The organism is Dickeya chrysanthemi NCPPB 402 (genome assembly GCF_000406105.1).
In the GTDB taxonomy this organism is placed as follows: domain Bacteria; phylum Pseudomonadota; class Gammaproteobacteria; order Enterobacterales; family Enterobacteriaceae; genus Dickeya; species Dickeya chrysanthemi.
In genome coordinates this window covers 1,063,847-1,084,951 of sequence record NZ_CM001974.1, presented here as the reverse complement: position 1 = coordinate 1,084,951, position 21,105 = coordinate 1,063,847, and the positions used below count along the sequence as shown (strand labels likewise).

The window sequence follows — 21,105 nt, the reverse complement described above, 5'->3', positions numbered from 1 at the left end:
TCCCCCTTGAACTGCCCTTGAGTTGACTCAGGAAGGTTGCCATGAAAGCGACAACGATTTCCCACCTGCGCCAGTGGAAACAGGAGCAGAAGAAGTTCGCCACCTTGACGGCTTATGACGCTAGCTTCGCCCAGCTATTTTACGAGCAGGGCATTCGCGTCATGCTGGTGGGGGACTCTCTCGGTATGCCCGTGCAGGGCCACGATTCGACCCTGCCCGTCACCATTGACGATATGGTTTATCACACCCGCTGCGTCCGCCGTGGTGCGCCACATTGTTTGCTGTTATCCGACCTGCCCTTTATGGGCGCCGCCACGCCGGAGCAAGCCTGCCAGCAAGCCGCCGCGTTGATGCGCGCCGGCGCCAATATGGTCAAAATCGAAGGTGGTAGTTGGCTGGTGCCGACGGTCCGCATGTTGACTGAACGTGCCGTTCCCGTGTGCGGACATCTGGGGTTGACCCCGCAGTCGGTGAATATCTTTGGTGGTTATAAAGTCCAGGGACGCGATGAAGCCGCCGCCAGCCAACTGCTGGAAGACGCGCTGGCGCTGGAGCAGGCCGGAGCGCAGCTACTGGTGCTGGAGTGTGTACCGGTATCGCTGGCGCAGCGAGTTACTGAAGCGCTCAGTATTCCGGTTATCGGTATCGGTGCAGGTAATGTCACCGACGGCCAGATTCTGGTGATGCACGACGCGCTCGGCGTGACCGGCGGCCATACGCCGAAGTTCGCCCGCAATTTCATGGCGGAAGCCGCGGATATCCGGGCGGCGGTTCGCCTGTACGTGCAGGAAGTCGAACAGGGAACCTTTCCCGACGAAAAATACAGTTTTGTTTAACACAGGAGCAAGCGTGTGTTGATTATTGAAACGCCGGTGCTGCTGCGCCGTGAACTCCGCCGCTGGCGTCAGGATGGAAAACGCATCGCGCTGGTGCCTACCATGGGCAATCTGCACGACGGCCACCTGACGCTGGTGGATGAAGCCCGCGCCAGAGCCGACATCGTGGTAGTCAGTATTTTTGTCAATCCGTTGCAGTTCGAGCGAGCGGACGATCTGGCCCGCTACCCCCGCACCCTGCAGGAAGACTGCGAAAAACTGACGCGCCGCGGGGTTGACCTGGTATTTTCCCCCGCACCGGACACACTCTACCCTAACGGCCTGCAACAGCAGACGTTTGTAGAAGTACCGGGACTGTCGCAGATGCTGGAAGGCGCGAGTCGTCCGGGGCATTTTCGCGGCGTTGCCACCGTCGTCAGCAAGCTGTTCAATCTGGTGCAACCGGATGTGGCCTGCTTTGGTGAAAAAGATTACCAGCAACTGGCGTTGATCCGTCAGATGGTGGCCGACATGGACTACGACATCAGCATCGTCGGCGTGCCTACCGTGCGCGCCAAAGACGGCCTGGCGCTCAGCTCGCGTAACGGCTACCTCACCGCGGAAGAGCGCCAGCAAGCGCCGCAACTTCGCCGCATCATGAACGAGGTGGTGGAGCAATTATCCAACGGCGATCGTCAGATTGATGATATGCTCGCCAGTGCGTCAGACGCACTACGCAACGCCGGATTCACCCCCGACGAGCTGTTTATCCGCGACGCCGCAACATTGCAGCCGCTCACCATCGACAGTACCCGTGCCGTGGTACTGATGGCGGCCTGGCTGGGTAAGGCGCGTCTGATTGATAACCAACAGGTAGATTTGACTATCTGATTTTTCCAACCAGAGTGACAGACCGATGATTCGAACCATGCTGCAAGGTAAGCTGCACCGGGTCAAAGTAACCCAGGCAGATTTACATTATGAAGGGTCCTGCGCCATCGATCAGGATTTTATGGATGCCGCCGGTATTCTCGAATACGAAGCGATCGACATCTACAACGTGGATAACGGTCACCGTTTTTCCACTTACGCCATCGCCGCAGAACGCGGTTCCCGCATTATTTCCGTCAATGGCGCCGCGGCACGCTGCGCTTGCGTCGGCGATAAACTGATTATCTGCTCCTATGTGCAGATGTCGGATGAACAGGCGCGTACGCACCACCCCAAAGTCGCGTATTTCGGCGACAACAACGAACTGCAACGTACCGCCAGGGCCATCCCCGTACAGATAGCCTGACGTATTGCGCCGATAAAAAAAGCGGGACGGCACACGCCATCCCGCTTCATGTCCGACAAAACCGATTAACTGCGTAACCCGCGGCCCCGCTCAATCAGCCACCAGCTCAATCCATAGAACACCACGATAAACGCCAGCAACACCATCAGCGTCAATGGCAACGGCACGTCATGAATACCCAGAAAACCAAAACGGAAACCGCTGATCATATAAACGATCGGGTTAAGTTTGGACACCGTCTGCCAGAATGGCGATAACAACGACAACGAATAGAACACGCCGCCAAGATAGGTCAACGGCGTCAGCACGAAGGTAGGAATCAGGCTGATATCGTCAAAGGTTTTAGCAAATACGGCGTTGATCAACCCGGCCAGCGAAAACAACATCGCGGTCAGCAACAAGGTCACCACCACCATCCACCACGCATGAACCTGCAACGGCACAAAAAACAGCGACACCGCCGTTACCAGCACGCCGACGCAAATCCCCCGCGCCACACCGCCGCCGACATAACCGGCGATAATAATATGCGTCGGCACCGGTGCTACCAGCAGCTCTTCAATATTGCGCTGAAATTTCGCGCTGAAAAATGATGAAGCGACATTCGCGTAGGCATTAGTAATCACCGACATCATGATTAATCCCGGCACGATGAACTGCATGTAGCTGAAACCGCCCATTTCACCGATTCGATTGCCGATCAGATTGCCGAAAATAATGAAATACAACGACATGGTGATCACCGGCGGCACCAGCGTCTGAATCCAGATCCGGGCGAAGCGGTTGACCTCTTTGATCCAGATGCTCTGCAACGCCACCCAATATAACCCCATCATGCTTTATCTCCGTTGTTATTGAGCAGAGTCACAAACAGTTCCTCCAGGCGATTGGCCTTGTTGCGCATACTGAGAACCTGAATCCCCTGTGCGCTGAGCTGGCTGAAAATACCGTTCAAGCCCTGCTCCCTTTTGACATCCACCTCCAGCGTGGAGGTATCCACCAGGCGGTGTTGATAGCCTTCGAGCCTCGGCAAGGCACTTTTCGCCGCCAGATCGAAAATAAAGGTTTCCGATTGCAACTTGGCCAGCAGCGCCTTCATTGAGGTATTTTCCACCAGTTGCCCGGCCTGGATGATGCCGATATTACGGCACAGCATTTCCGCTTCTTCCAGATAGTGGGTGGTCAGAATGATGGTTGTCCCCTGCGCGTTGAGCTCTTTGAGGAACCCCCACATTGAGCGCCGTAATTCAATGTCCACGCCGGCGGTCGGCTCATCAAGAATCAGCAGCCTGGGCTCATGCATCAATGCCCGGGCGATCATGAGCCGACGCTTCATCCCCCCGGACAACATCCGGGCGCGATCGTTGCGTTTGCCCCACAGGTCAAGCTGGTTGAGGTATTTCTCGGCGCGTTGCACCGCCTCAGGCCGCGGCACGCCGTAGTAACCGGCCTGACTGACCACAATTTGCATTACCGTCTCGAACGGATTGAAATTGAACTCCTGCGGAACCAATCCCAGTTGTCGTTTGGCGTTCACAATATCCCGGTCCAGGTCGTAGCCGAAGACCTGAATCCTGCCGTCGGTTTTGTTGACCAGCGAACTAATGATGCCGATAGTCGTGGACTTGCCAGCGCCGTTCGGCCCCAGCAAGGCGTAGAAATCTCCGGCTTCAACGCACAGATCAATACCGCGCAACGCGCGAACGCCGCCTGGGTACGTCTTAGTTACATTTGCCAATTCTAGTGCATATGTCATAGCTGAAAGCGTGCCTTATTATCAGTTAAGCGGGCCCTGGTCGGACCCAGTTTTCGATTTCAAAACCCCTATGATTGCTCTATATTACCCTGCACTGTCCTTTTGTCGTTACAGGTCATTCACTTTCATGAAAACAATAGAAACGCTTATTGCCAATAACCAGCAATGGTCTGAAACGATAGTGAAAGAAGACCCGGATTACTTTGAACGGCTGGCGCTGGCCCAACGCCCTCGTTTTCTGTGGATCGGCTGCTCAGACAGCCGGGTTCCCGCAGAAAGCCTGACCAGTCTTGAACCCGGCGAACTGTTCGTTCACCGCAATGTAGCCAACCTGGTTATCCACACCGATCTTAACTGTTTATCCGTCGTACAGTATGCCGTTGAGGTCCTGGAGGTGGAGCACATTATTATTTGCGGCCACTATGGCTGCGGCGGCGTGCAGGCTGCGGTCGAAAACCCGGAACTGGGGTTGATCAACAACTGGCTGCTCCACATTCGTGACCTGTGGTATAAGCACAGCTCATTGTTGGGAGAATTGCCACCCGAACAGCGATTTGACAAGCTGTGTGAAATTAATGTGGTAGAACAGGTGTACAACCTGGGCCACTCCACCATCGTGCAGTCAGCCTGGAAACGCGGTCAGAAAGTAACCATTCATGGTTGGGTCTACGGAATTCAGGATGGACGACTGCGCGATCTGGAAGTCACTGCTATCAGCCGCGAAACGCTGGAACAGCGCTATCGCCGCGCTATCTCCGCGCTGTTTTAAGCACTGAGCGTTCCCTGTTATTCCCGTCATAGACTTCGCGTTGCAGGTGCGTTGACTACACGTCTTCCTGCCACTTGAAGTATGACGGGTATTCGCGCCTATGCCGTCATGGGCGCGATGCCGGGCATTAGAGCGGGATAACCTTGCCGATAAACGGCAAATGACGATAGTGCTGGGCATAGTCAATGCCATACCCCACCACAAACTCATCAGGGATGGAAAATCCGACCCATTCCACCGGAACCTGAACTTCACGGCGTGACGGCTTATCCAGCAGTGTGCAGATCGCCAGCGATTTGGGCGCACGCAGTTGCAGAATTTCCCGTACTTTGCTGAGTGTATTGCCGGAATCAATAATATCTTCAACAATCAGCACATCTTTGCCGCGGATATCCTCATCCAGATCTTTGAGGATTTTCACATCCCGGGTCGAACTCGTACCACTGCCGTAGCTGGATGCGGTCATAAAGTCGACTTCGTGAGAATGGTCAATGGCACGGCACAGGTCGGCCATAAACACAAAAGATCCACGCAGTAACCCAACCAGCACCATGTCGCTGCCGCTATTGCGGTAATGTTCGCTAATCTGGCGCCCCAGCTCAGTTACCCTCACCTTGACCTCCTGTTCAGAGATCATGACTTCCACCGTATGTTTCATCATACTGACGACTCACAGAAAAAAGATATCCAGTATCGGCCGCGGCGGCCATACTCCGAAGCGACTACACAGCCATGCCGTGCCGCTATGTACCGCGGCGCGCAGTATAACAGAAAGCCTTGTTTCACGGAGAGAACATGACCTCGTTATCGTCTTCAGCGGTTGACCATCCCATCACTTACAAAGTGAATGACCCCATCAATGTCGATCAATTTATTCATCTGCTTAGCCGAACGTCATTAGGCCCGAGACGGCCGCTGGAGCAGCGCGATACCCTCGCAGGCATGCTGACAGAGGCGGATCTGCTGGTCACGGCGTGGCGTGGCGATGAATTAGTGGGAATTGCTCGTAGCGTGACGGATTACCACTATTGCTGCTATCTGTCCGATCTGGCGGTGGATGAAAACTGCCAGCATGGAGGCATCGGTCGCCAGCTTATTGCACACACCGCCCAACAGCTTAAACCGCACTGTCGGCTGATCCTGATTGCCGCGCCTCTGGCGGTGGATTACTACCCCCGGATCGGTTTTGAGGCACACCCCAGCGCCTGGCATATTTTGGCTGCCGATTTTCTTGCGCTGAAGCGCTGAGCGCATAACGGTATATCGATTGTGGTGAAAATATCAGCGTATCCGCAAGAGAGTCAGGATTTCGTTATCGACACATAAAAGAGGGTAAAACGCGTTGCACCTCTCCGGTACAAGGTTTTTTATATGCCATGACCAACCGATTGAGAGGTGCAACATGACAACACTATCGAAAATTTGCCGTACCGCGGCGCTCATCACCGGTATTTCGCTAATCTCCACCCTATCCGTGGCCTCCGCACACCCTGAAGGTGTTGAGCCTCCGATGTTGGGTAAACCAGGCATCCTCCCGCCGCCGCCCGGATTCCCGCCGCCGATCCCTGCGCTGTATCAGGCCTCGTTGCAGTCGACCGATCCGGTGCAGGCAATCAACAAACTGGTCGCCAATGTGCCGCAAGGTAACGGCAAAACCTATGAAGTCAGCATCAGCGTGCGCGAAATGCCCCCGATGCCGCAGCGCGACCCCCTGGCACCGAATGCCGCTCAATAACGTGATGACGTCATATCGCAACGAAATGACCAAGATAAACGGCACCGCATGGGAATGAAGAAAAGCGCCGAATGGCGAGCGCCTGTATTTAACCAGGCAGTTGCAGGCGCCCCCATGCACTTACCGACGAGGCGGGCCTGACGCCCGCTAGTCCTGTGAGCTTATCGCCGTCTCCGGCGGAAAAAGAACCGGTTGATCGATGCGAATACTGAGCCTAACCGGTTGCCCCGGCTCGAACCAGTTGCCGCTTTGCACCTGAATCTCCAACTCATTGACCCGGATACGATAAAAATTACTGTTCCCCATAAATAGCCGATCTTCAATGATGCCCGGACCATCTTCATCCAACGCCAGCGCAATTTCTTGCGGGCGAATCAACCAGTCGTACTGCGCACCATGCGGCAGTTTCAGCGCCCTCGTCGCCTGATGCTCGCCGAGAAAACTCTGCCATTGCCTGTCGCCGTTGATTTTTACCGGCAGGTAATTGGTATTCCCCATAAAACTGGCCACATACCGGTTGACCGGCCGGTAGTAAAGGTCAGCGGAAAAGCCCTGCTGCACAATACTGCCCTCATGGATCAGAATCAGGTGATCGGCGAAAGCAAATGCATCTTCCCGATCAGAAGTCGCAAATAGCGTGGCAATCCGGCGATGCCGCAGAATTTGGCGCAACTCGCTGATCAATTGATACCGGATTTGGCTATCAACGGCAGAAAACGGCTCATCCAACAGCAACAGTTTTGGCTGACACGCCAGCGCACGCGCAATAGCCGCACGCTGGTACTGTACGCGGGAAAGTTCGTGAGGATAACAACGGGTAAACGTTTCCAGTTGCATCACCCCCACGACGTCCATCGCCAGAGTGCTGACCTCTTCGGATGACTTGCCGCGTAGCCCGAAGGTAATATTCTCCATGACCGTCAGGTGGGGAAACAGGGCATCATCCTGAAACACCATGCCTATCGCGTATGACGGCATCTCACCATCTGGTGTTTGAGGTGCCAACGGCTGGCCGGCAATGACGATTCGGCCTTGCTCTTGCGGCAATAGACCCGCTATTGATTTCAGCAACGTGGTTTTGCCGTCGCCGCTGGCCCCCAACAGGCAAACCATCTCCCCTTCATGCACCGAGAAACTCACATTCTCCAGCACGGAACGTTGCGGATAACCACAACTGAGCGAAGTTATCGCCAGAATCTCCGGGGTCTCCATCACTTACCTATCCTTCCATTCTCATCAATCGGGTTATCCCAAACAACGGGATCATCCCCACGCCCACCAGCATCAGCGCGGGAGTCGCCACCAACGGCAAGCGCTCATCCATTATGAAGCGGAAAACGTAGGTCGCCATCGTTTCTACCTCAAACGGTTGCAATAGCAGTGATGCATTCAGTTCACGCAAACTTTCGGTAAACACCAGCAGCACACCGACAATCAGGCAGTGCCGTAACTGCGGTAAATAAACCCATAGCACTCGCTGAACGGGCGTATACCCCAGCGACTGGCTGACATGATTCATGGATCCCGGCAGACGGGAAATACGAATTTGCATCCGGTCAATCAACAAGCCGCTAAAGCGCATGCAATAAGCCAGAATCAGCACCAGTACCGACCCAGCCCAAGGGTCATCCACCACCCCACCCGCCGAGGCGCGCCAGGCATCCACAGCCAAAAACGGCACCAACAACCCCATACCTAACGCGGTGGACGGCAACAGCCGGTTGATATTAAGCCAGCGTAACGGATTACGGTACGCCGGGTTACCCGTTGCCCGAAAATCAAACACACACACCATCGCCAGCGCAATCACCAGCAACGTTGCACTGGCGGCCGCCATCACGCTGCTGGTAAACGCCAGCAAGAATGGCAAGCTCCAGATCGGCGCGTCAGACAGCAATGCCCAGCACACCAGCCGGCCAACCGGTACGACAAACGCAACGACGACCAACCCGACGCCAAACAGAACCGTCAGAAAGCACCGCCACCCGCGTAAAACCGGTAAATTGTTCGTCCCCACGCCGCCGATTTGCTGATAACGTAATTGACGGGCACGACTACGCCGCGCCTGAAACCATATCAGGAGCACCAACGGCAGCAATAACGACATCAGTAATGCCGCCGTGCCGTGCTGCGACTTATCTCGCCATAAATCCAGCCCTGTCGTGGTCATCGTCTGCAACGAGAAATAAGCGGAAATGCCGTAATCGCCGAGCGCTTCCGATGCCATCAGCACCATGCCAAGCGCAATCGCCGGACGCGCCATAGGAAACACCACACGCCAGAAAACCTGAGCGCGGGTATGATTCATCAACAAAGCGGCCTGACGTAAGTTGGCCGATTGCGACATCAACGCAGTCCGTACCAACAGGTAGACGTAGGGGAACAGTACCAGCGCCAGACAGAGGCTGGCACACATCACCATCACCACCTGATGCCAGAATGTCTGAGGCACGATGTGGGGTGTGAATGATAAGGCGTACAGCGTTTGTTTGACCGGCCCTTCATACCCCAGGGCGTCGCCGTATACCGCCGCCAGCAGATAGCCCGGCACCGCCAGCGGCAACAGCAATGCCCGATGTAACCACACTTGCCCGGCAAAGCGGTAGTGCGACATCAGCCAGGCCAGCGGTAACGCGAACAGCAGACTGAAAATCACACAGCCCGCCACCAGCATCAGCGTGTTGATTCCATAAACGGGCAGAGCATGCCATAACGCTGATATCGCGTTGCCGGGAGCGAAAAACGCCATGCCGACGATGGCCACCAACGGAAACAAAAGAATTCCCGCCAACAGCACACTACTGATGCGCCAGATACCTGAAGTCATGAGAAATCGGTGCGATAAATTTAAACTGCACTATTAATATCAAAGCCTGACGCTGCCGTCATGGCATCAATCGCCGATAAATGGCCGGTAATTACGCCATTGTACATATACGCCCTCCGTTTGCTCCGCCCGGCGCAAGCCTACGCCGACTGCGTCTATCACACAGCGCCGAATAAAACTTGAAATCCGGGCCAGTAACTGTGATAACGTCATCTAATGAAAGGTAAAACAGGTTGAATTATGAAACATTCCGCGCTGGTGCTGCTCCTGTTCTCATTGTTGGGCTTCTCCTCCGCCAGTAAGGCATTGAATGATTTCGAGGCCGAAGACCTCGCCGATCTGACTGCGATTTTCGTTTATTTGAAAAATAACTGCGGTTACAAGGATCTCCCCAACGATCAGATCCGCCGTGCGCTGGTGGTTTTCGCCCAACAAAACCGCTGGGATCTCAGCAACTACAACCAATTCGATATGATCGCGCTCGGTGAAGCCAGCTATCGTGATCTGAGCGGCATCGCTATTCCTACGCCGAAAAAATGCCAGTCTCTGGCACGAAACTCTCTCAGTTTACTCGCTAATACACAGTAAAGCCTAAAATCCTCCGTATTGCGTGAAATTTGACCGTGCAAGCGCCATGAGAGTTAGCTATCATAGCGCGCCAATTTTCATGGCTGTTATCGCGGAGGAAGCCCTAACATGTCCCGGAAAGAAATTTGGTATGAAACCCTGCATGCCAACTTTGGTCAGTATTTTTCTATAGAAAAGGTGCTCTATCATGAAAAAACCGACCATCAGGATCTGATCATCTTCGAAAACGCCGCGCTGGGCCGGGTAATGGCACTGGATGGCGTAGTACAGACCACCGAACGAGACGAGTTCATCTATCACGAAATGATGACCCATGTCCCGCTGCTGGCCCACGGCAACGCCAAACGCGTGCTGATTATCGGCGGCGGCGACGGCGGTATGCTGCGCGAGGTGTGTCGTCACCGTAATATTGAACAGATCACCATGGTGGAAATCGACGCCGGCGTCGTGTCGTTCTGCCGCCAGTATCTGCCGAATCACAGCGCCGGCGCTTACGATGACCCGCGTTTTCGTCTGGTGATTGACGATGGTGTTAACTTCGTCAACGCCTGTCAGGAAAAGTTCGATATCATCATTTCCGACTGTACCGACCCTATCGGACCCGGTGAAAGTTTGTTCACCTCGGATTTTTACCAGGGATGCGCACGCTGCCTGAACGACGGGGGCGTCTTTGTGGCGCAAAACGGCGTCTGCTTCCTGCAACAGGATGAGGCCGTCAACAGTCATCAGAAATTGAGCCGCTACTTCAGCGACGTCAGTTTTTATCAGACCGCCATTCCAACCTACTATGGCGGCATCATGACTTTTGCCTGGGCCAGTAACAACCCGGCATTGCGCGCTACCGATCAACATAGTCTGCAGCAACGGTTTGATGCAGCGGAAATCGAATGCCGCTATTACAACCCGGCCATTCACATCGGCAGCTTTGCCCTGCCACAATATTTACTGAATGCCCTGTCAGCCACCCGCTGAACACCGGCATCCATAAGGGGGTGAATTAAATTGCAAAAGCTGAAACTACATGGCTTTAACAATCTGACCAAGAGCCTGAGTTTTTGTATCTACGATATCTGTTACGCTAAAACGCCTGCCGATCGCGATGGCTATATTGCGTACATTGACGAGCAGTACAATGCGAACCGTTTGACAGAAATCCTGAGTGAAACCTGTTCCATCATTGGCGCCAATATTCTGAACATTGCCCGTCAGGATTACGAGCCGCAAGGCGCCAGCGTGACTATTCTGGTCAGCGAAGAGCCGATGGATCCCCGTGATGTGGATACCTCCGAACACCCTGGCCCGCTGCCGAATTCCGTTGTCGCACATCTTGATAAAAGTCATATCTGCGTGCACACCTATCCGGAAAGCCATCCCGGCGGCGGTCTGTGTACTTTTCGCGCCGATATCGAGGTATCAACCTGCGGCGTCATTTCACCGCTCAAGGCACTCAACTATCTGATTCATCAGTTAGAATCAGACATCGTGACCATTGACTACCGCGTACGCGGTTTTACCCGCGACATTAACGGCGTCAAGCATTTCATCGACCATAAAATCAACTCTATTCAGAACTTCATGTCTGACGACATGAAATCGCTCTATCATCTAATGGACGTTAATGTTTACCAGGAAAATATTTTTCACACCAAAATGTTGCTGAAGGATTTCGACCTGAAGCACTACCTGTTTAACGTCAGTCCTGAAGAGCTTAGCCCCGAAGAACGTAAACGCATCACGAACTTGCTGTATCGCGAGATGCAGGAAATCTATTACGGCAGAAACATCGCAACGGTGTGATCACGTCCCTGAGGGTGCAGGCCCTCAGGTTCTCTCCTTTCCAATGCCTCCATCGCCTAACAAAACACTATATATTGCGTGGTTGATATTAATAAACACCACATCTAGTATTCATTATCAGGCAAACGGAACGTAATCGCCGCCAATATGGCTGTGCATCAGCGCCTCCGTTCGGCCACATGTGCATAGGTTCTCATTTCGGCCAAAAGGTAAACACGAATCATGAGCATTAGCATCTATAGCAAAAAGGATTGCCCGCAATGCGACGCAACCTGCCGGACATTGGATAGCTATGGCATCGCCTACCACAAGATCGACATATCCGACGATAAACCGGCACAAGCGCATGTGCTGGCGCTCGGCTACCGCCAGCTACCGGTGGTAGAAACCAGTGAAACGCACTGGTGCGGTTTTCGACCGGATAAACTCCGCTTACTGCGTGCCGTCACCGCCTGAGACCACGATGATGAATCCGATCGTCTACTTCTCCAGCCAGTCGGAAAATACGCATCGGTTCGTCAGGCGTCTGGGGCTGCCGGCGATGCGAATACCGCTGCAAAACGGGGAGATCATGCCGGATATCGTCAATCCATACATTTTGATTGTTCCGAGTTACGGCGGAGGAAGCACGCGTGGAGCGGTGCCCCGCCAGGTCATCCACTTGCTGAATCAATCGTCTTACCGCGCGTTACTGCGCGGCGTCATCGCCGCCGGGAACCGTAACTTTGGCGCAGCCTACGCCATTGCCGGCGATATTATCGCCGCCAAATGTCAGGTTCCTTGCCTTTATCGCTTTGAGTTGTCCGGAACTCCGGAAGATGTCGACAACGTACGCAGAGGAGTAACCCAATTTTGGCTACAGCAGAATTCCTGACCGCAGCGCCTTCCAGCCAGTTGGATTACCACGCGCTCAACGCCATGCTGAATATCTATGATGCCGATGGCCGCATTCAGTTTGAACGCGATCATCAAGCTATTCAGTGCTACTTTCGCGACCATGTACAACCACGTACCCGCCGTTTCCCGTCTTTGGAAGAAAAACTGCGCTGGCTACAACAGGAAGGGTATTACGAACCTGAAGTACTGGGGCGCTACCGGCCAGACTTCATCATCGACGTGTTCCAGCGCGCAGCCGAACATCGCTACCCGTTTCAAAGCTTTCTGGGAGCCTTCAAGTTTTACACCAGCTATGCGCTGAAAAGCTTTGACGGTAGCCAATACCTTGAAAACTATGGCGAGCGAGTGTGTATGGTGGCGCTGACGCTGGCGCAGGGCGATGCGCAACTGGCACAACAACTGGTGGATGAAATGATGAGCGGCCGCTTCCAGCCCGCCACGCCGACCTTCCTCAATTGCGGCAAACGGCAACGCGGCGAACTGGTATCCTGCTTTCTGCTGCGTATTGAAGACAACATGGAATCCATCGGTCGGGCGGTTAATTCCGCATTACAATTGTCCAAACGCGGCGGCGGCGTCGCCTTTATGCTGACCAATATTCGCGAAACCGGCGCACCGATAAAACGTATCGAAAATCAGTCATCCGGCGTCATCCCTATCATGAAAATGCTGGAGGATGCGTTTTCCTACGCCAACCAGCTCGGCGCTCGCCAGGGGGCTGGGGCGGTTTATCTGCATGCCCATCACCCGGATATCCTGCGTTTTCTCGATACGCGCCGGGAAAATGCCGACGAAAAAATCCGTATCAAAACGCTGTCGCTGGGGGTGGTTATACCCGATATCACGCTGCATCTGGCCCGCAATAATCAGGACATGCATCTGTTTTCCCCCTATGACGTTGAGCGGATATACGGCATGCCGCTGTCGGAAATCAGCGTCAGCGAGAAATATGACGAACTGGTCAACCACCCTGAAATACGCAAATGCATCATTAACGCTCGCCAGTTTTTCCAGACACTGGCCGAGCTCCAGTTTGAATCCGGTTATCCCTACCTGATGTTCGAAGATACCGTGAACGGCAACAACCCGGTGGCCGGGCGCATCACCATGAGCAACCTGTGTTCGGAGATTCTGCAGGTCAGCCGCGCCAGCGCATATCAGGAAGATTTGAGTTATCGTCTGGTCGGAAAAGACATTTCCTGTAACCTCGGTTCTCTCAATATTGCCAAAGTGATGGATGGCGGCAATCTGGCTCATTCAGTGGCCATCGCCGTACGAGCGCTGACGGCAGTATCCGATATGAGCCATATTAACGCGGTGCCGTCCATCGCCGCCGGTAATGCGGAATCACACGCGATTGGTCTGGGACAAATGAACCTGCACGGTTATCTGGCGCGTGAAGGGATCCTGTACGGTTCGGAAGAGGCGCTGGATTTTACCAACATCTATTTTTATGCCGTGACCTATCACGCCTTACTCACCTCCAGTCTGTTGGCACAAGAACGTAACCAAACCTTCGCCGGATTCGCCGATTCGCAGTACGCCAGCGGCGCGTTCTTTGATCGTTATCTGTCGCAAGAGTGGCAACCGGCCACGGAACGCGTGCGCGAACTGTTCATGGCCGCCGGTATTGCGCTTCCCTTACGGGAAGAGTGGCTGGCGCTGAAACGACGGGTAATGCGCTACGGTCTCTACAATCAGAACCTACAGGCGGTGCCGCCCACGGGTTCGATCTCTTACATCAACCACGCTACGGCCAGCATCCACCCGATCGTTTCTCGCATCGAAATCCGTAAAGAAGGCCGGCTGGGAAGAGTCTACTACCCTGCTCCATACATGACTAATGACAATCAACGATTTTATCAGGACGCCTATGAAATCGGTCCGGAGAAAATCATCGACACCTATGCCATCGCCACCCGGCATGTCGACCAGGGATTGTCGCTGACGCTCTTTTTCCCCGATACCGCCACGACCCGTGATATCAACAAAGCACAGATCTACGCCTGGAAAAAAGGCATCAAAACCCTGTACTACATTCGTGTGCGCCAAAAAGCGCTGGCAGGTACAGAGATTGAAGGCTGTGTGTCCTGCTCGCTTTAACACTCGCCCGACGCACAGCATAAAAAAGGAGATCATGACATGAGTCAGTTGTCGCCCCTCAAGGCTATCAATTGGAATCGCCCACAGGATGAAAAGGATCTGGAAGTCTGGAATCGGCTGACCGCCAACTTCTGGCTGCCCGAGAAGATTGCCTTATCCAACGATATGCCGTCCTGGGCACAATTAACCGATGCTGAACGCCAACTCACACTACGCGTGTTTACCGGCCTGACACTGCTGGATACGCTGCAGAACACCCAGGGAGCCCCTGCATTGATGGCCGATGCATTAACCCCCCACGAAGAAGCCGTGCTTTCCAACATCGGCTTTATGGAGGCTGTTCATGCCCGCTCTTACAGTGCAATTTTTTCCACCTTATGCCTGACCAACGAAGTCGACTGCGCCTATTTCTGGAGTGAACATAACAAGCCGCTGCAAAGCAAAGCGGCGTTGATTCTCTCGCTCTACCAGCATGAGCCACCGCTGAAAAAGAAAATCGCCAGCGTCTTTCTGGAATCGTTTCTGTTTTATTCCGGCTTTTATCTGCCGATGTATTGGGCCAGTCGTGGTCGGTTAACGAATACTGCCGATTTAATTCGTCTCATCATCCGTGACGAAGCCGTACACGGCTATTACATCGGCTACAAATACCAGCAGGGATTAAAACGTCTAAGTACGCCAGAGCAACGTGACTTGCAGCGTTTCGCTTACGAGCTGCTGCAAACCTTGTATGACAATGAAGTGGACTATACCCATGAGCTGTACGATAGCGTCGGCTGGAGCGGTGATGTGATAAAGTTTCTGCACTATAACGCCAACAAAGCACTGATGAATCTGGGCTATGAGGCGCTATTTCGCGCCGACATGACCGACGTCAACCCCGCTATTCTCGCCGCCCTGTCGCCAGGCGCAGAAGAAAATCATGATTTCTTCTCGGGCGCAGGCTCATCCTATGTAATCGGGAAAGCTGTAGAAACTGAAGATGAAGACTGGAACTTCTGAATATAAAAACGAAGAAGCCCCGAATCAGATGATTCAGGGCTTCGGAATAGTTGGCGGTGCGGACGGGACTCGAACCCGCGACCCCCGGCGTGACAGGCCGGTATTCTAACCGACTGAACTACCGCACCGCGCTGTGCTCAGTGAGCGAGGTGAATACTACGGGCCGCCCTCGGTTGCGTCAACGCTTTTTATCACTAAACGCTTCTGTTTGCTTACATTTTCAGCGCAGTGAAGCCGTTGTGTTCAACGGCGGCGAACTCAGCTACGCCACAGACAACTGCCGCCTTTTTTCATAATCAGATCCAGCCGTTGCTCATGCGCCATCAATTCTTCGTCACTGGCATACAACACCGCCAGAGCCGATGCCGGACGTGAAATACGCTGGATAGTTTCCGTTTGCACCGCCTGCTGCTGACTCTCCCCCTCCATGGAAAAAGCCAGTGAGGTTTGGCCGCCAGTCATCGCCAGATAGACTTCAGCCAGAATCTCGGCATCCAGCAACGCGCCATGCAGCGTACGCTTACTGTTATCTATCTGGTAACGGTCGCACAAGGCATCCAGATTATTGCGCTTACCGGGGAACAACCGACGCGCCATCAGCAGGCTGTCGGTAATGGTGCAGAAGGTTTCGGTTTTCGGAATATCGCGCCCCAGCAAGCGGAACTCATAGTCCATAAAGCCGATATCAAACGACGCGTTATGGATCACCAGCTCAGCGCCGCGGATGAAATCAAGAAAATCGTCCGCAACATCAGCATAAGTCGGCTTATCCACCAGAAACTCATCGCTAATGCCATGAATATTATAAGCTTCCGGGTCTACCAGACGGTCAGGTCTCAGATATACATGGAAGTGGCGCCCGGTCAGACGACGGTTCACGACTTCGACCGCACCAATCTCAATAATCTTGTGTCCTTCATAGTGAACCCCCAGCTTATTCATACCAGTGGTTTCCGTATCAAGAACGATTTGTCGCGTAATTACAGTGCTCATCGGTTTCGTTTATGTCAGACTTATGCTTTTGACCATGAATAAGAGTCTACCAGAGATGCTAAAACAGGTTGAGATTTTCACCGACGGTTCCTGTCTCGGCAATCCTGGCCCCGGCGGATACGGGGTACTCCTACGTTATAAGCAGCACGAAAAAACCCTCAGTGCAGGTTACCGGTTAACTACCAATAACCGGATGGAGCTCATGGCGGCAATTGTTGCACTGGAAAGCCTGACGACGCCCTGCGATGTCACGCTAAGCACGGATAGTCAGTACGTCCGTCAGGGGATTACCAGTTGGATCCATAACTGGAAAAAACGCGGCTGGAAAACCGCAGAGAAAAAACCGGTGAAAAACATCGACCTGTGGCAACGGCTGGACAGCGCCATTCAGCGCCATACCTTGCACTGGCAATGGGTAAAAGGCCATGCAGGTCACCCTGAAAACGAGCGTTGTGATGAATTGGCCCGTCAGGCCGCCAACGCACCCACGCTCGACGACATCGGTTACCAGCCTGAGTAGACTGCTCGTTGAACAACTGACTTACGTTCAATCATGTCGGCATCGATAACTTTTCGTTACACCGACAGGCCGATGCAACGGCGATTTCCTTAACAAGGATTTGCTCGGCGTCATCGTCAATGGAATCGTGCGCTTACGCGCGACAATCAAGGTCAGGCATCCCAGCAGAGGCAGCGTATTATTCCAGACTCCCTCGCCAGGCCGACGCCATGGCAACACCTGTAAGCTGTTATGATGAACAATCTCGTAATTTAGCAAGCTTAGCCAATCCATCACTCGCATTTGGCTGAACATCCGGCTGCAATATGGCTGGCGACGACGCATCCCCGGCACCAATCTCCCCAAACCAATCAGGCTGACCGGGTTGAAGCCGCTGATAATGACCCAGCCATCGTTAATCAAAACCCGGTCCACCTCACGCACAACCCGATGAGGATCAGCAGCATAAGTCAGGACATGGGCCAGCAAACAGGCATCAACCGATTTTTCGACAAAGGGGAGCTGATAGGGATCAGCCATAACATGCGCCAGAGGCTCTCGACTGACATTAACCTGATGTGGAATGGTACATGTTTGGCTATCGATCGCTGTACTCAATCCACCAATTTTCAGCAGATGAAACCCGAATATTCTGCTCCACCAGGGAGCCAGCGCCATATTCAGCGTATGAAGATAATGCGGCCCCAGGGGATCGAATCCCAACTATCAGGCGGTATGATCTTCTGGGATGTTTGTGCTGGCTTCATGTTCTAGAATCTTCCGCAAGCTAATCATCAAAATGAGGATGCAGCATGAATCTTATCAGTGTACCGGCCTTCAACGATAACTACATTTGGCTACTGGCAAATGATAAAAAGCAATGTGTGATTGTCGATCCAGGGGATGCACACCCTGTATTACAGGCGTTGGACAAGTATGGACTATTCCCTGCAGCCATTCTGTTGACTCACCACCACAATGACCACACCGGCGGCGTACGGCAACTGGCGGATCGCTATCCCGGCATACAAATTTACGGTCCATTGGAAACTAAACGGTGTGGCGCGACACATACAGTACAGGAAGGTGACACGATTACTGCAGCTGGCTCGGAATTTTCTATTTTTTTCGTACCTGGGCACACGGCAGGACATATCGCGTACTATAGCTCTCCATATCTGTTCTGTGGCGATACGCTATTTTCTGCCGGTTGTGGTCGCATTTTTGAAGGTACGGCACAACAAATGTTCGAATCATTGAGCAAGTTGGCTGATTTACCTGATGAAACCCAGATATGTTGTGCACACGAGTACACATTGTCCAACCTGGAATTTGCTCACCATGTTTGGCCTGAAGATGTAGATATCCATGATTATCTACTTAAAATCAGGCAATTACGTAAAAAAGGAGAATTATCCCTCCCTTCAACACTGGGTCGGGAACGAAGAATAAACATTTTTTTACGTTGTCATGATATTGATTTAAAAAGAAAACTGTCCATTAATACGGACACCCAGGGCGATTGGCAGATTTTTGCGCACTTACGCGCTATGAAAGACCACTTTTAATGGTTTTTGTTGTACTAAATTGCCAATCAAAGTATCATTGTCTGTCTTTTAAGCAACTATTGACACAGATATGAAGACTAAAGCGATATTCATCGCCTCGGTCGTGTTGACAGGTTGCCAGGTGCCACCCAATGACACCTCTCAACCCAGACAGCATGGACAGAGTCTGTCTTCGGCAGGTCAAAGTGAAGCAGGAAAGTACACAGATGGTCGAGAGACCGGTGCGCGATGGCTGGATGATGATAGCCTTGCGCAGCAAGATCTGTGGAACTTCATTGGCGACGAGCTGAAGATGGAGGTTCCGGAAAATTCCCGGATCCGCGAGCAAAAACAGCGTTACTTAAAAAATAAGAGCTATCTCCACGATGTAACATTACGGGCAGAGCCGTACATGTACTTGATAGTCGAGCAGATTAAAGAACGTAAGATGCCGATGGAACTGGTACTGCTACCCATAGTGGAGAGCGCTTTTGACCCAAACGCCAGATCATCATCCAACGCCGTTGGGCTTTGGCAGATTGTTCCTGGCACAGGGCGAAATTATGGGTTGAAACACACCCAATGGTATGACGGGCGTCGGGATGTTGTCGCATCCACGACCGCTGCATTGGATATGATGCAGCGTCTAAACCGCATGTTCGACGGCGATTGGTTGTTGACCGTAGCCGCCTATAATGCAGGTGAAGGGCGCATCATGCAGGCGGTGAAAGCGAATAAAGCGAAGGGTCGTCCAACGAATTATTGGGCATTGGCGTTACCCTATGAAACGTCAACCTATGTGCCTAAGATGTTGGCGCTAAGCGATATTCTTAAACACAGCAGAAAGTACGGTGTTGAACTGCCTAAGCCTAACGAAAACCGTGCTCTGGCACGTGTTGATTTAGGCCAGCAGATGGAGTTGACACAAGCAGCTGAATTGGCTGGTTTGTCTGTCACCAAGTTAAAGAGTTACAACTCGGGTTACACTCGTGATGTTACTGCGCCTAACGGACCGCACTACATCATGGTTCCTAAGTCCCATGTGGGGCAGTTGAAAGACTCATTGGCAGATGGTGACATTGCAGCCGTTCAGCCGGCAAAAGCTACACAGCCGATGGCTATAACCCGCACTGTCGGATATAAAGTTCGCACTGGTGATACGTTATCAAGCATTGCCAAACGAATGAATGTCCGCACGCAGGACCTGCAGAACTGGAATCACCTCAAGGGCAGCGCCCTGAAAGTGGGCCAAACATTGCAAGTAGCCAAAGTAACAGCACCTGTGACGGCAGGTATTGTTGCAAGCAACAAGTCGAACTCGATTACTTATCAGGTTCGTAAAGGCGATTCGCTGGCGAGCATTGCTAAGCGCCACGGTGTTAACATTGCTGATGTCATGCGCTGGAATACGGTCATCAAAGATGCCAATCTTCAGCCTGGTGATCGATTGACATTGTACGTCACTAAAAAACAGTCACCAGACTCCTGACGCTAACAAAAAACCGCCTATTCAGGCGGTTTTTTTATCGCTATAGAATGCGACTATCAGGAAACGTTAAACGCTACCCACAGCGGATTATGATCGGATGCATTAGTAACCATTACAGATGAATCCATCACATCTAACTCTCGATAAAACACAAAGTCTAACGGTCGGCCAAATGCACGCCGCCGCTGATCATCAGAAAAAACAACCTCTTTTAGCCCCATTCGGTGGGCAAACCGATAAAGCGCACTCACCCTGGGTTGGCTCCAGGCATTAAAATCCCCCGCCATAATCACAGGTCCCGAGTGATGTTCTAATTGCCCGCCGATACTTTCGAGTTGATTGGTATAGGCTTCTACCCCCAAGCTGAAATTAACAGCGTGGATATTTATCACCATCAACAAGCGCTCATTATCCAACGAATAAACTGTAATCAATGCTGATTTGGCAAGACGAATTAACGGCTCTCGTTCACGTAACGGAAAACAATACATGGATTGTGCAGAAGATAACGTCATCACCCCCGAAGGATGTGCCGGCAACACAACAGCAGGCACTTGTTCAGTGGAAAGATAGTGCGTTGTGGCAAAACGGATCAGCTCTGGGGTTGATTGTGCTTCCTGCAACAACATCAACTGCGTACTTTCACCAAAGTGTTTCAAAACAGAAAGCCAATTTGTACGCTGTTGTTTAAAAATATTCCATACCATTATCCGTAAGGCGTTCTCTGTCACCACCAGAGGGCCTGCAGATAAAGGCTGCTGTTGTAGATAATGCATTGCCGGTGGCTGGAAGATACGCTCAACCGGTTGCCCGGCAACATACCTCATTGCATAAGTTTTCTTGTGCACATTGTTCCTGCTATACCAGTGAACTGGTTATCGTTATAGGGGTTTTATCCCCGAGTTTCAATGGGCACAAACCAGCAGATGGAAAATTCAATACAATGTTCGAAAGGCAAAAAGCCCTAAGCTTACGCTCAGGGCTTTTATTA

Annotated in this window: 23 protein-coding genes, 1 tRNA gene and 1 pseudogene; 16 read left to right on the top strand and 9 right to left on the bottom strand. The window is 52.6% G+C overall.

All coding sequences use genetic code 11. The annotated features are described in order from the left end of the window. Positions 1-41 precede the first annotated feature (41 nt). Genes panB through panD form a run of 3 tightly spaced genes read left to right on the top strand, consistent with a single transcriptional unit; the run spans position 42 to position 2,112 of the window. The gene (gene panB, locus DCH402_RS04940) at positions 42-836 is read left to right on the top strand and encodes a 3-methyl-2-oxobutanoate hydroxymethyltransferase (protein ID WP_040000108.1); all 795 of its coding nucleotides are present in this window, start codon (positions 42-44) and stop codon (positions 834-836) included. Positions 837-851: 15 nt separating this feature from the next. Beyond that, positions 852-1,706, top strand: coding sequence for a pantoate--beta-alanine ligase (gene panC, locus DCH402_RS04935; RefSeq protein ID WP_040000106.1), 855 nt, complete (start codon positions 852-854; stop codon positions 1,704-1,706). A gap of 25 nt (positions 1,707-1,731) precedes the next feature. Continuing rightward, on the top strand, positions 1,732-2,112 hold the full coding sequence (gene panD / locus DCH402_RS04930; RefSeq protein ID WP_040000104.1) for an aspartate 1-decarboxylase: 381 nt from the start codon (positions 1,732-1,734) through the stop codon (positions 2,110-2,112). A gap of 65 nt (positions 2,113-2,177) precedes the next feature. Here panD and DCH402_RS04925 read toward each other — a convergent pair whose 3' ends face one another. Then, positions 2,178-2,948, bottom strand: coding sequence for an ABC transporter permease (locus DCH402_RS04925; protein ID WP_040000102.1), 771 nt, complete (start codon positions 2,946-2,948; stop codon positions 2,178-2,180). Beyond that, on the bottom strand, positions 2,945-3,868 hold the full coding sequence (locus tag DCH402_RS04920; RefSeq protein ID WP_040000100.1) for an ABC transporter ATP-binding protein: 924 nt from the start codon (positions 3,866-3,868) through the stop codon (positions 2,945-2,947). The genes DCH402_RS04925 and DCH402_RS04920 overlap by 4 nt, the downstream gene beginning before the upstream one ends. A 127-nt stretch (positions 3,869-3,995) precedes the next feature. On the opposite strand from DCH402_RS04920, the gene can reads away from it, so the two are divergent. Further along, positions 3,996-4,637, top strand: a complete 642-nt coding sequence (gene can, locus DCH402_RS04915) for a carbonate dehydratase (RefSeq protein WP_012768774.1) — start codon at positions 3,996-3,998, stop codon at positions 4,635-4,637. Between the two features lie 127 nt (positions 4,638-4,764). Here the strand turns inward: can and hpt are convergent, their stop codons facing one another. Continuing rightward, a complete protein-coding gene (gene hpt / locus DCH402_RS04910) occupies positions 4,765-5,298 on the bottom strand; it encodes a hypoxanthine phosphoribosyltransferase (protein WP_411431451.1) in 534 nt (177 codons plus the stop codon). Between the two features lie 134 nt (positions 5,299-5,432). On the opposite strand from hpt, the gene DCH402_RS04905 reads away from it, so the two are divergent. Then, positions 5,433-5,885, top strand: coding sequence for a GNAT family N-acetyltransferase (locus DCH402_RS04905; protein ID WP_040000098.1), 453 nt, complete (start codon positions 5,433-5,435; stop codon positions 5,883-5,885). A gap of 154 nt (positions 5,886-6,039) precedes the next feature. Then, on the top strand, positions 6,040-6,372 hold the full coding sequence (locus tag DCH402_RS04900) for a hypothetical protein (RefSeq protein WP_040000097.1): 333 nt from the start codon (positions 6,040-6,042) through the stop codon (positions 6,370-6,372). Positions 6,373-6,519: 147 nt separating this feature from the next. On the opposite strand, the gene DCH402_RS04895 is transcribed toward DCH402_RS04900, so the two are convergent. After that, positions 6,520-7,584 carry an ABC transporter ATP-binding protein gene (locus DCH402_RS04895; RefSeq protein WP_040000095.1) on the bottom strand — a complete coding sequence of 355 codons (1,065 nt, stop codon included), beginning with the start codon at positions 7,582-7,584 and terminating at the stop codon, positions 6,520-6,522. A 7-nt stretch (positions 7,585-7,591) separates the two neighbouring features. Beyond that, positions 7,592-9,199, bottom strand: a complete 1,608-nt coding sequence (locus DCH402_RS04890; protein ID WP_040000093.1) for an ABC transporter permease — start codon at positions 9,197-9,199, stop codon at positions 7,592-7,594. Between the two features lie 240 nt (positions 9,200-9,439). Between DCH402_RS04890 and DCH402_RS04885 the strand changes: the two genes are divergently transcribed. The 7 genes from DCH402_RS04885 (at position 9,440) to nrdF (ending at position 15,586) form a co-directional block, all read left to right on the top strand. Next, positions 9,440-9,787: a YacC family pilotin-like protein gene (locus DCH402_RS04885; RefSeq protein WP_012768768.1), complete on the top strand. Its 348-nt coding sequence runs from the start codon at positions 9,440-9,442 to the stop codon at positions 9,785-9,787. A 108-nt stretch (positions 9,788-9,895) separates the two neighbouring features. Then, positions 9,896-10,759: a polyamine aminopropyltransferase gene (speE, locus tag DCH402_RS04880; RefSeq protein WP_040000092.1), complete on the top strand. Its 864-nt coding sequence runs from the start codon at positions 9,896-9,898 to the stop codon at positions 10,757-10,759. Positions 10,760-10,789: 30 nt separating this feature from the next. Further along, positions 10,790-11,584 (top strand): adenosylmethionine decarboxylase, encoded by a 795-nt coding sequence (gene speD, locus DCH402_RS04875; protein ID WP_012768766.1) that lies wholly within the window; start codon positions 10,790-10,792, stop codon positions 11,582-11,584. A gap of 222 nt (positions 11,585-11,806) precedes the next feature. Further along, the gene (locus DCH402_RS04870) at positions 11,807-12,040 is read left to right on the top strand and encodes a glutaredoxin domain-containing protein (RefSeq protein WP_040000090.1); all 234 of its coding nucleotides are present in this window, start codon (positions 11,807-11,809) and stop codon (positions 12,038-12,040) included. Between the two features lie 10 nt (positions 12,041-12,050). Beyond that, positions 12,051-12,458, top strand: a complete 408-nt coding sequence (gene nrdI, locus DCH402_RS04865; RefSeq protein WP_040003381.1) for a class Ib ribonucleoside-diphosphate reductase assembly flavoprotein NrdI — start codon at positions 12,051-12,053, stop codon at positions 12,456-12,458. Further along, entirely contained in the window at positions 12,437-14,584 is a 2,148-nt protein-coding gene (gene nrdE / locus DCH402_RS04860; RefSeq protein WP_040000088.1) for a class 1b ribonucleoside-diphosphate reductase subunit alpha, read from the top strand. Before nrdI ends, nrdE begins: the two co-directional genes overlap by 22 nt. 39 nt (positions 14,585-14,623) lie before the next feature. Next, positions 14,624-15,586, top strand: a complete 963-nt coding sequence (nrdF, locus tag DCH402_RS04855; protein WP_040000086.1) for a class 1b ribonucleoside-diphosphate reductase subunit beta — start codon at positions 14,624-14,626, stop codon at positions 15,584-15,586. A 51-nt stretch (positions 15,587-15,637) separates the two neighbouring features. Here the strand turns inward: nrdF and DCH402_RS04850 are convergent. Then, a tRNA-Asp gene (locus tag DCH402_RS04850) sits at positions 15,638-15,714 on the bottom strand. A 130-nt stretch (positions 15,715-15,844) separates the two neighbouring features. After that, entirely contained in the window at positions 15,845-16,579 is a 735-nt protein-coding gene (gene dnaQ, locus DCH402_RS04845; RefSeq protein WP_040000085.1) for a DNA polymerase III subunit epsilon, read from the bottom strand. On the opposite strand from dnaQ, the gene rnhA reads away from it, so the two are divergent. Continuing rightward, positions 16,533-17,099: a ribonuclease HI gene (gene rnhA, locus DCH402_RS04840; protein ID WP_161624063.1), complete on the top strand. Its 567-nt coding sequence runs from the start codon at positions 16,533-16,535 to the stop codon at positions 17,097-17,099. The two genes, dnaQ and rnhA, sit on opposite strands and share 47 nt — an antisense overlap. Before the next feature lie 27 nt (positions 17,100-17,126). Here rnhA and DCH402_RS04835 read toward each other — a convergent pair. Then, a pseudogene (locus tag DCH402_RS04835) lies at positions 17,127-17,845 on the bottom strand (class I SAM-dependent methyltransferase). Between the two features lie 45 nt (positions 17,846-17,890). On the opposite strand from DCH402_RS04835, the gene gloB reads away from it, so the two are divergent. Further along, the gene (gloB, locus tag DCH402_RS04830; RefSeq protein WP_040000082.1) at positions 17,891-18,646 is read left to right on the top strand and encodes a hydroxyacylglutathione hydrolase; all 756 of its coding nucleotides are present in this window, start codon (positions 17,891-17,893) and stop codon (positions 18,644-18,646) included. Positions 18,647-18,716: 70 nt separating this feature from the next. Beyond that, entirely contained in the window at positions 18,717-20,114 is a 1,398-nt protein-coding gene (gene mltD, locus DCH402_RS04825) for a murein transglycosylase D (protein WP_040000080.1), read from the top strand. Positions 20,115-20,170: 56 nt separating this feature from the next. On the opposite strand, the gene DCH402_RS04820 is transcribed toward mltD, so the two are convergent. Then, complete coding sequence (locus tag DCH402_RS04820; protein ID WP_071604668.1) at positions 20,171-20,962, bottom strand: endonuclease/exonuclease/phosphatase family protein; 792 nt, start codon at positions 20,960-20,962, stop codon at positions 20,171-20,173. Between the last annotated feature and the right edge of the window lie 143 nt (positions 20,963-21,105).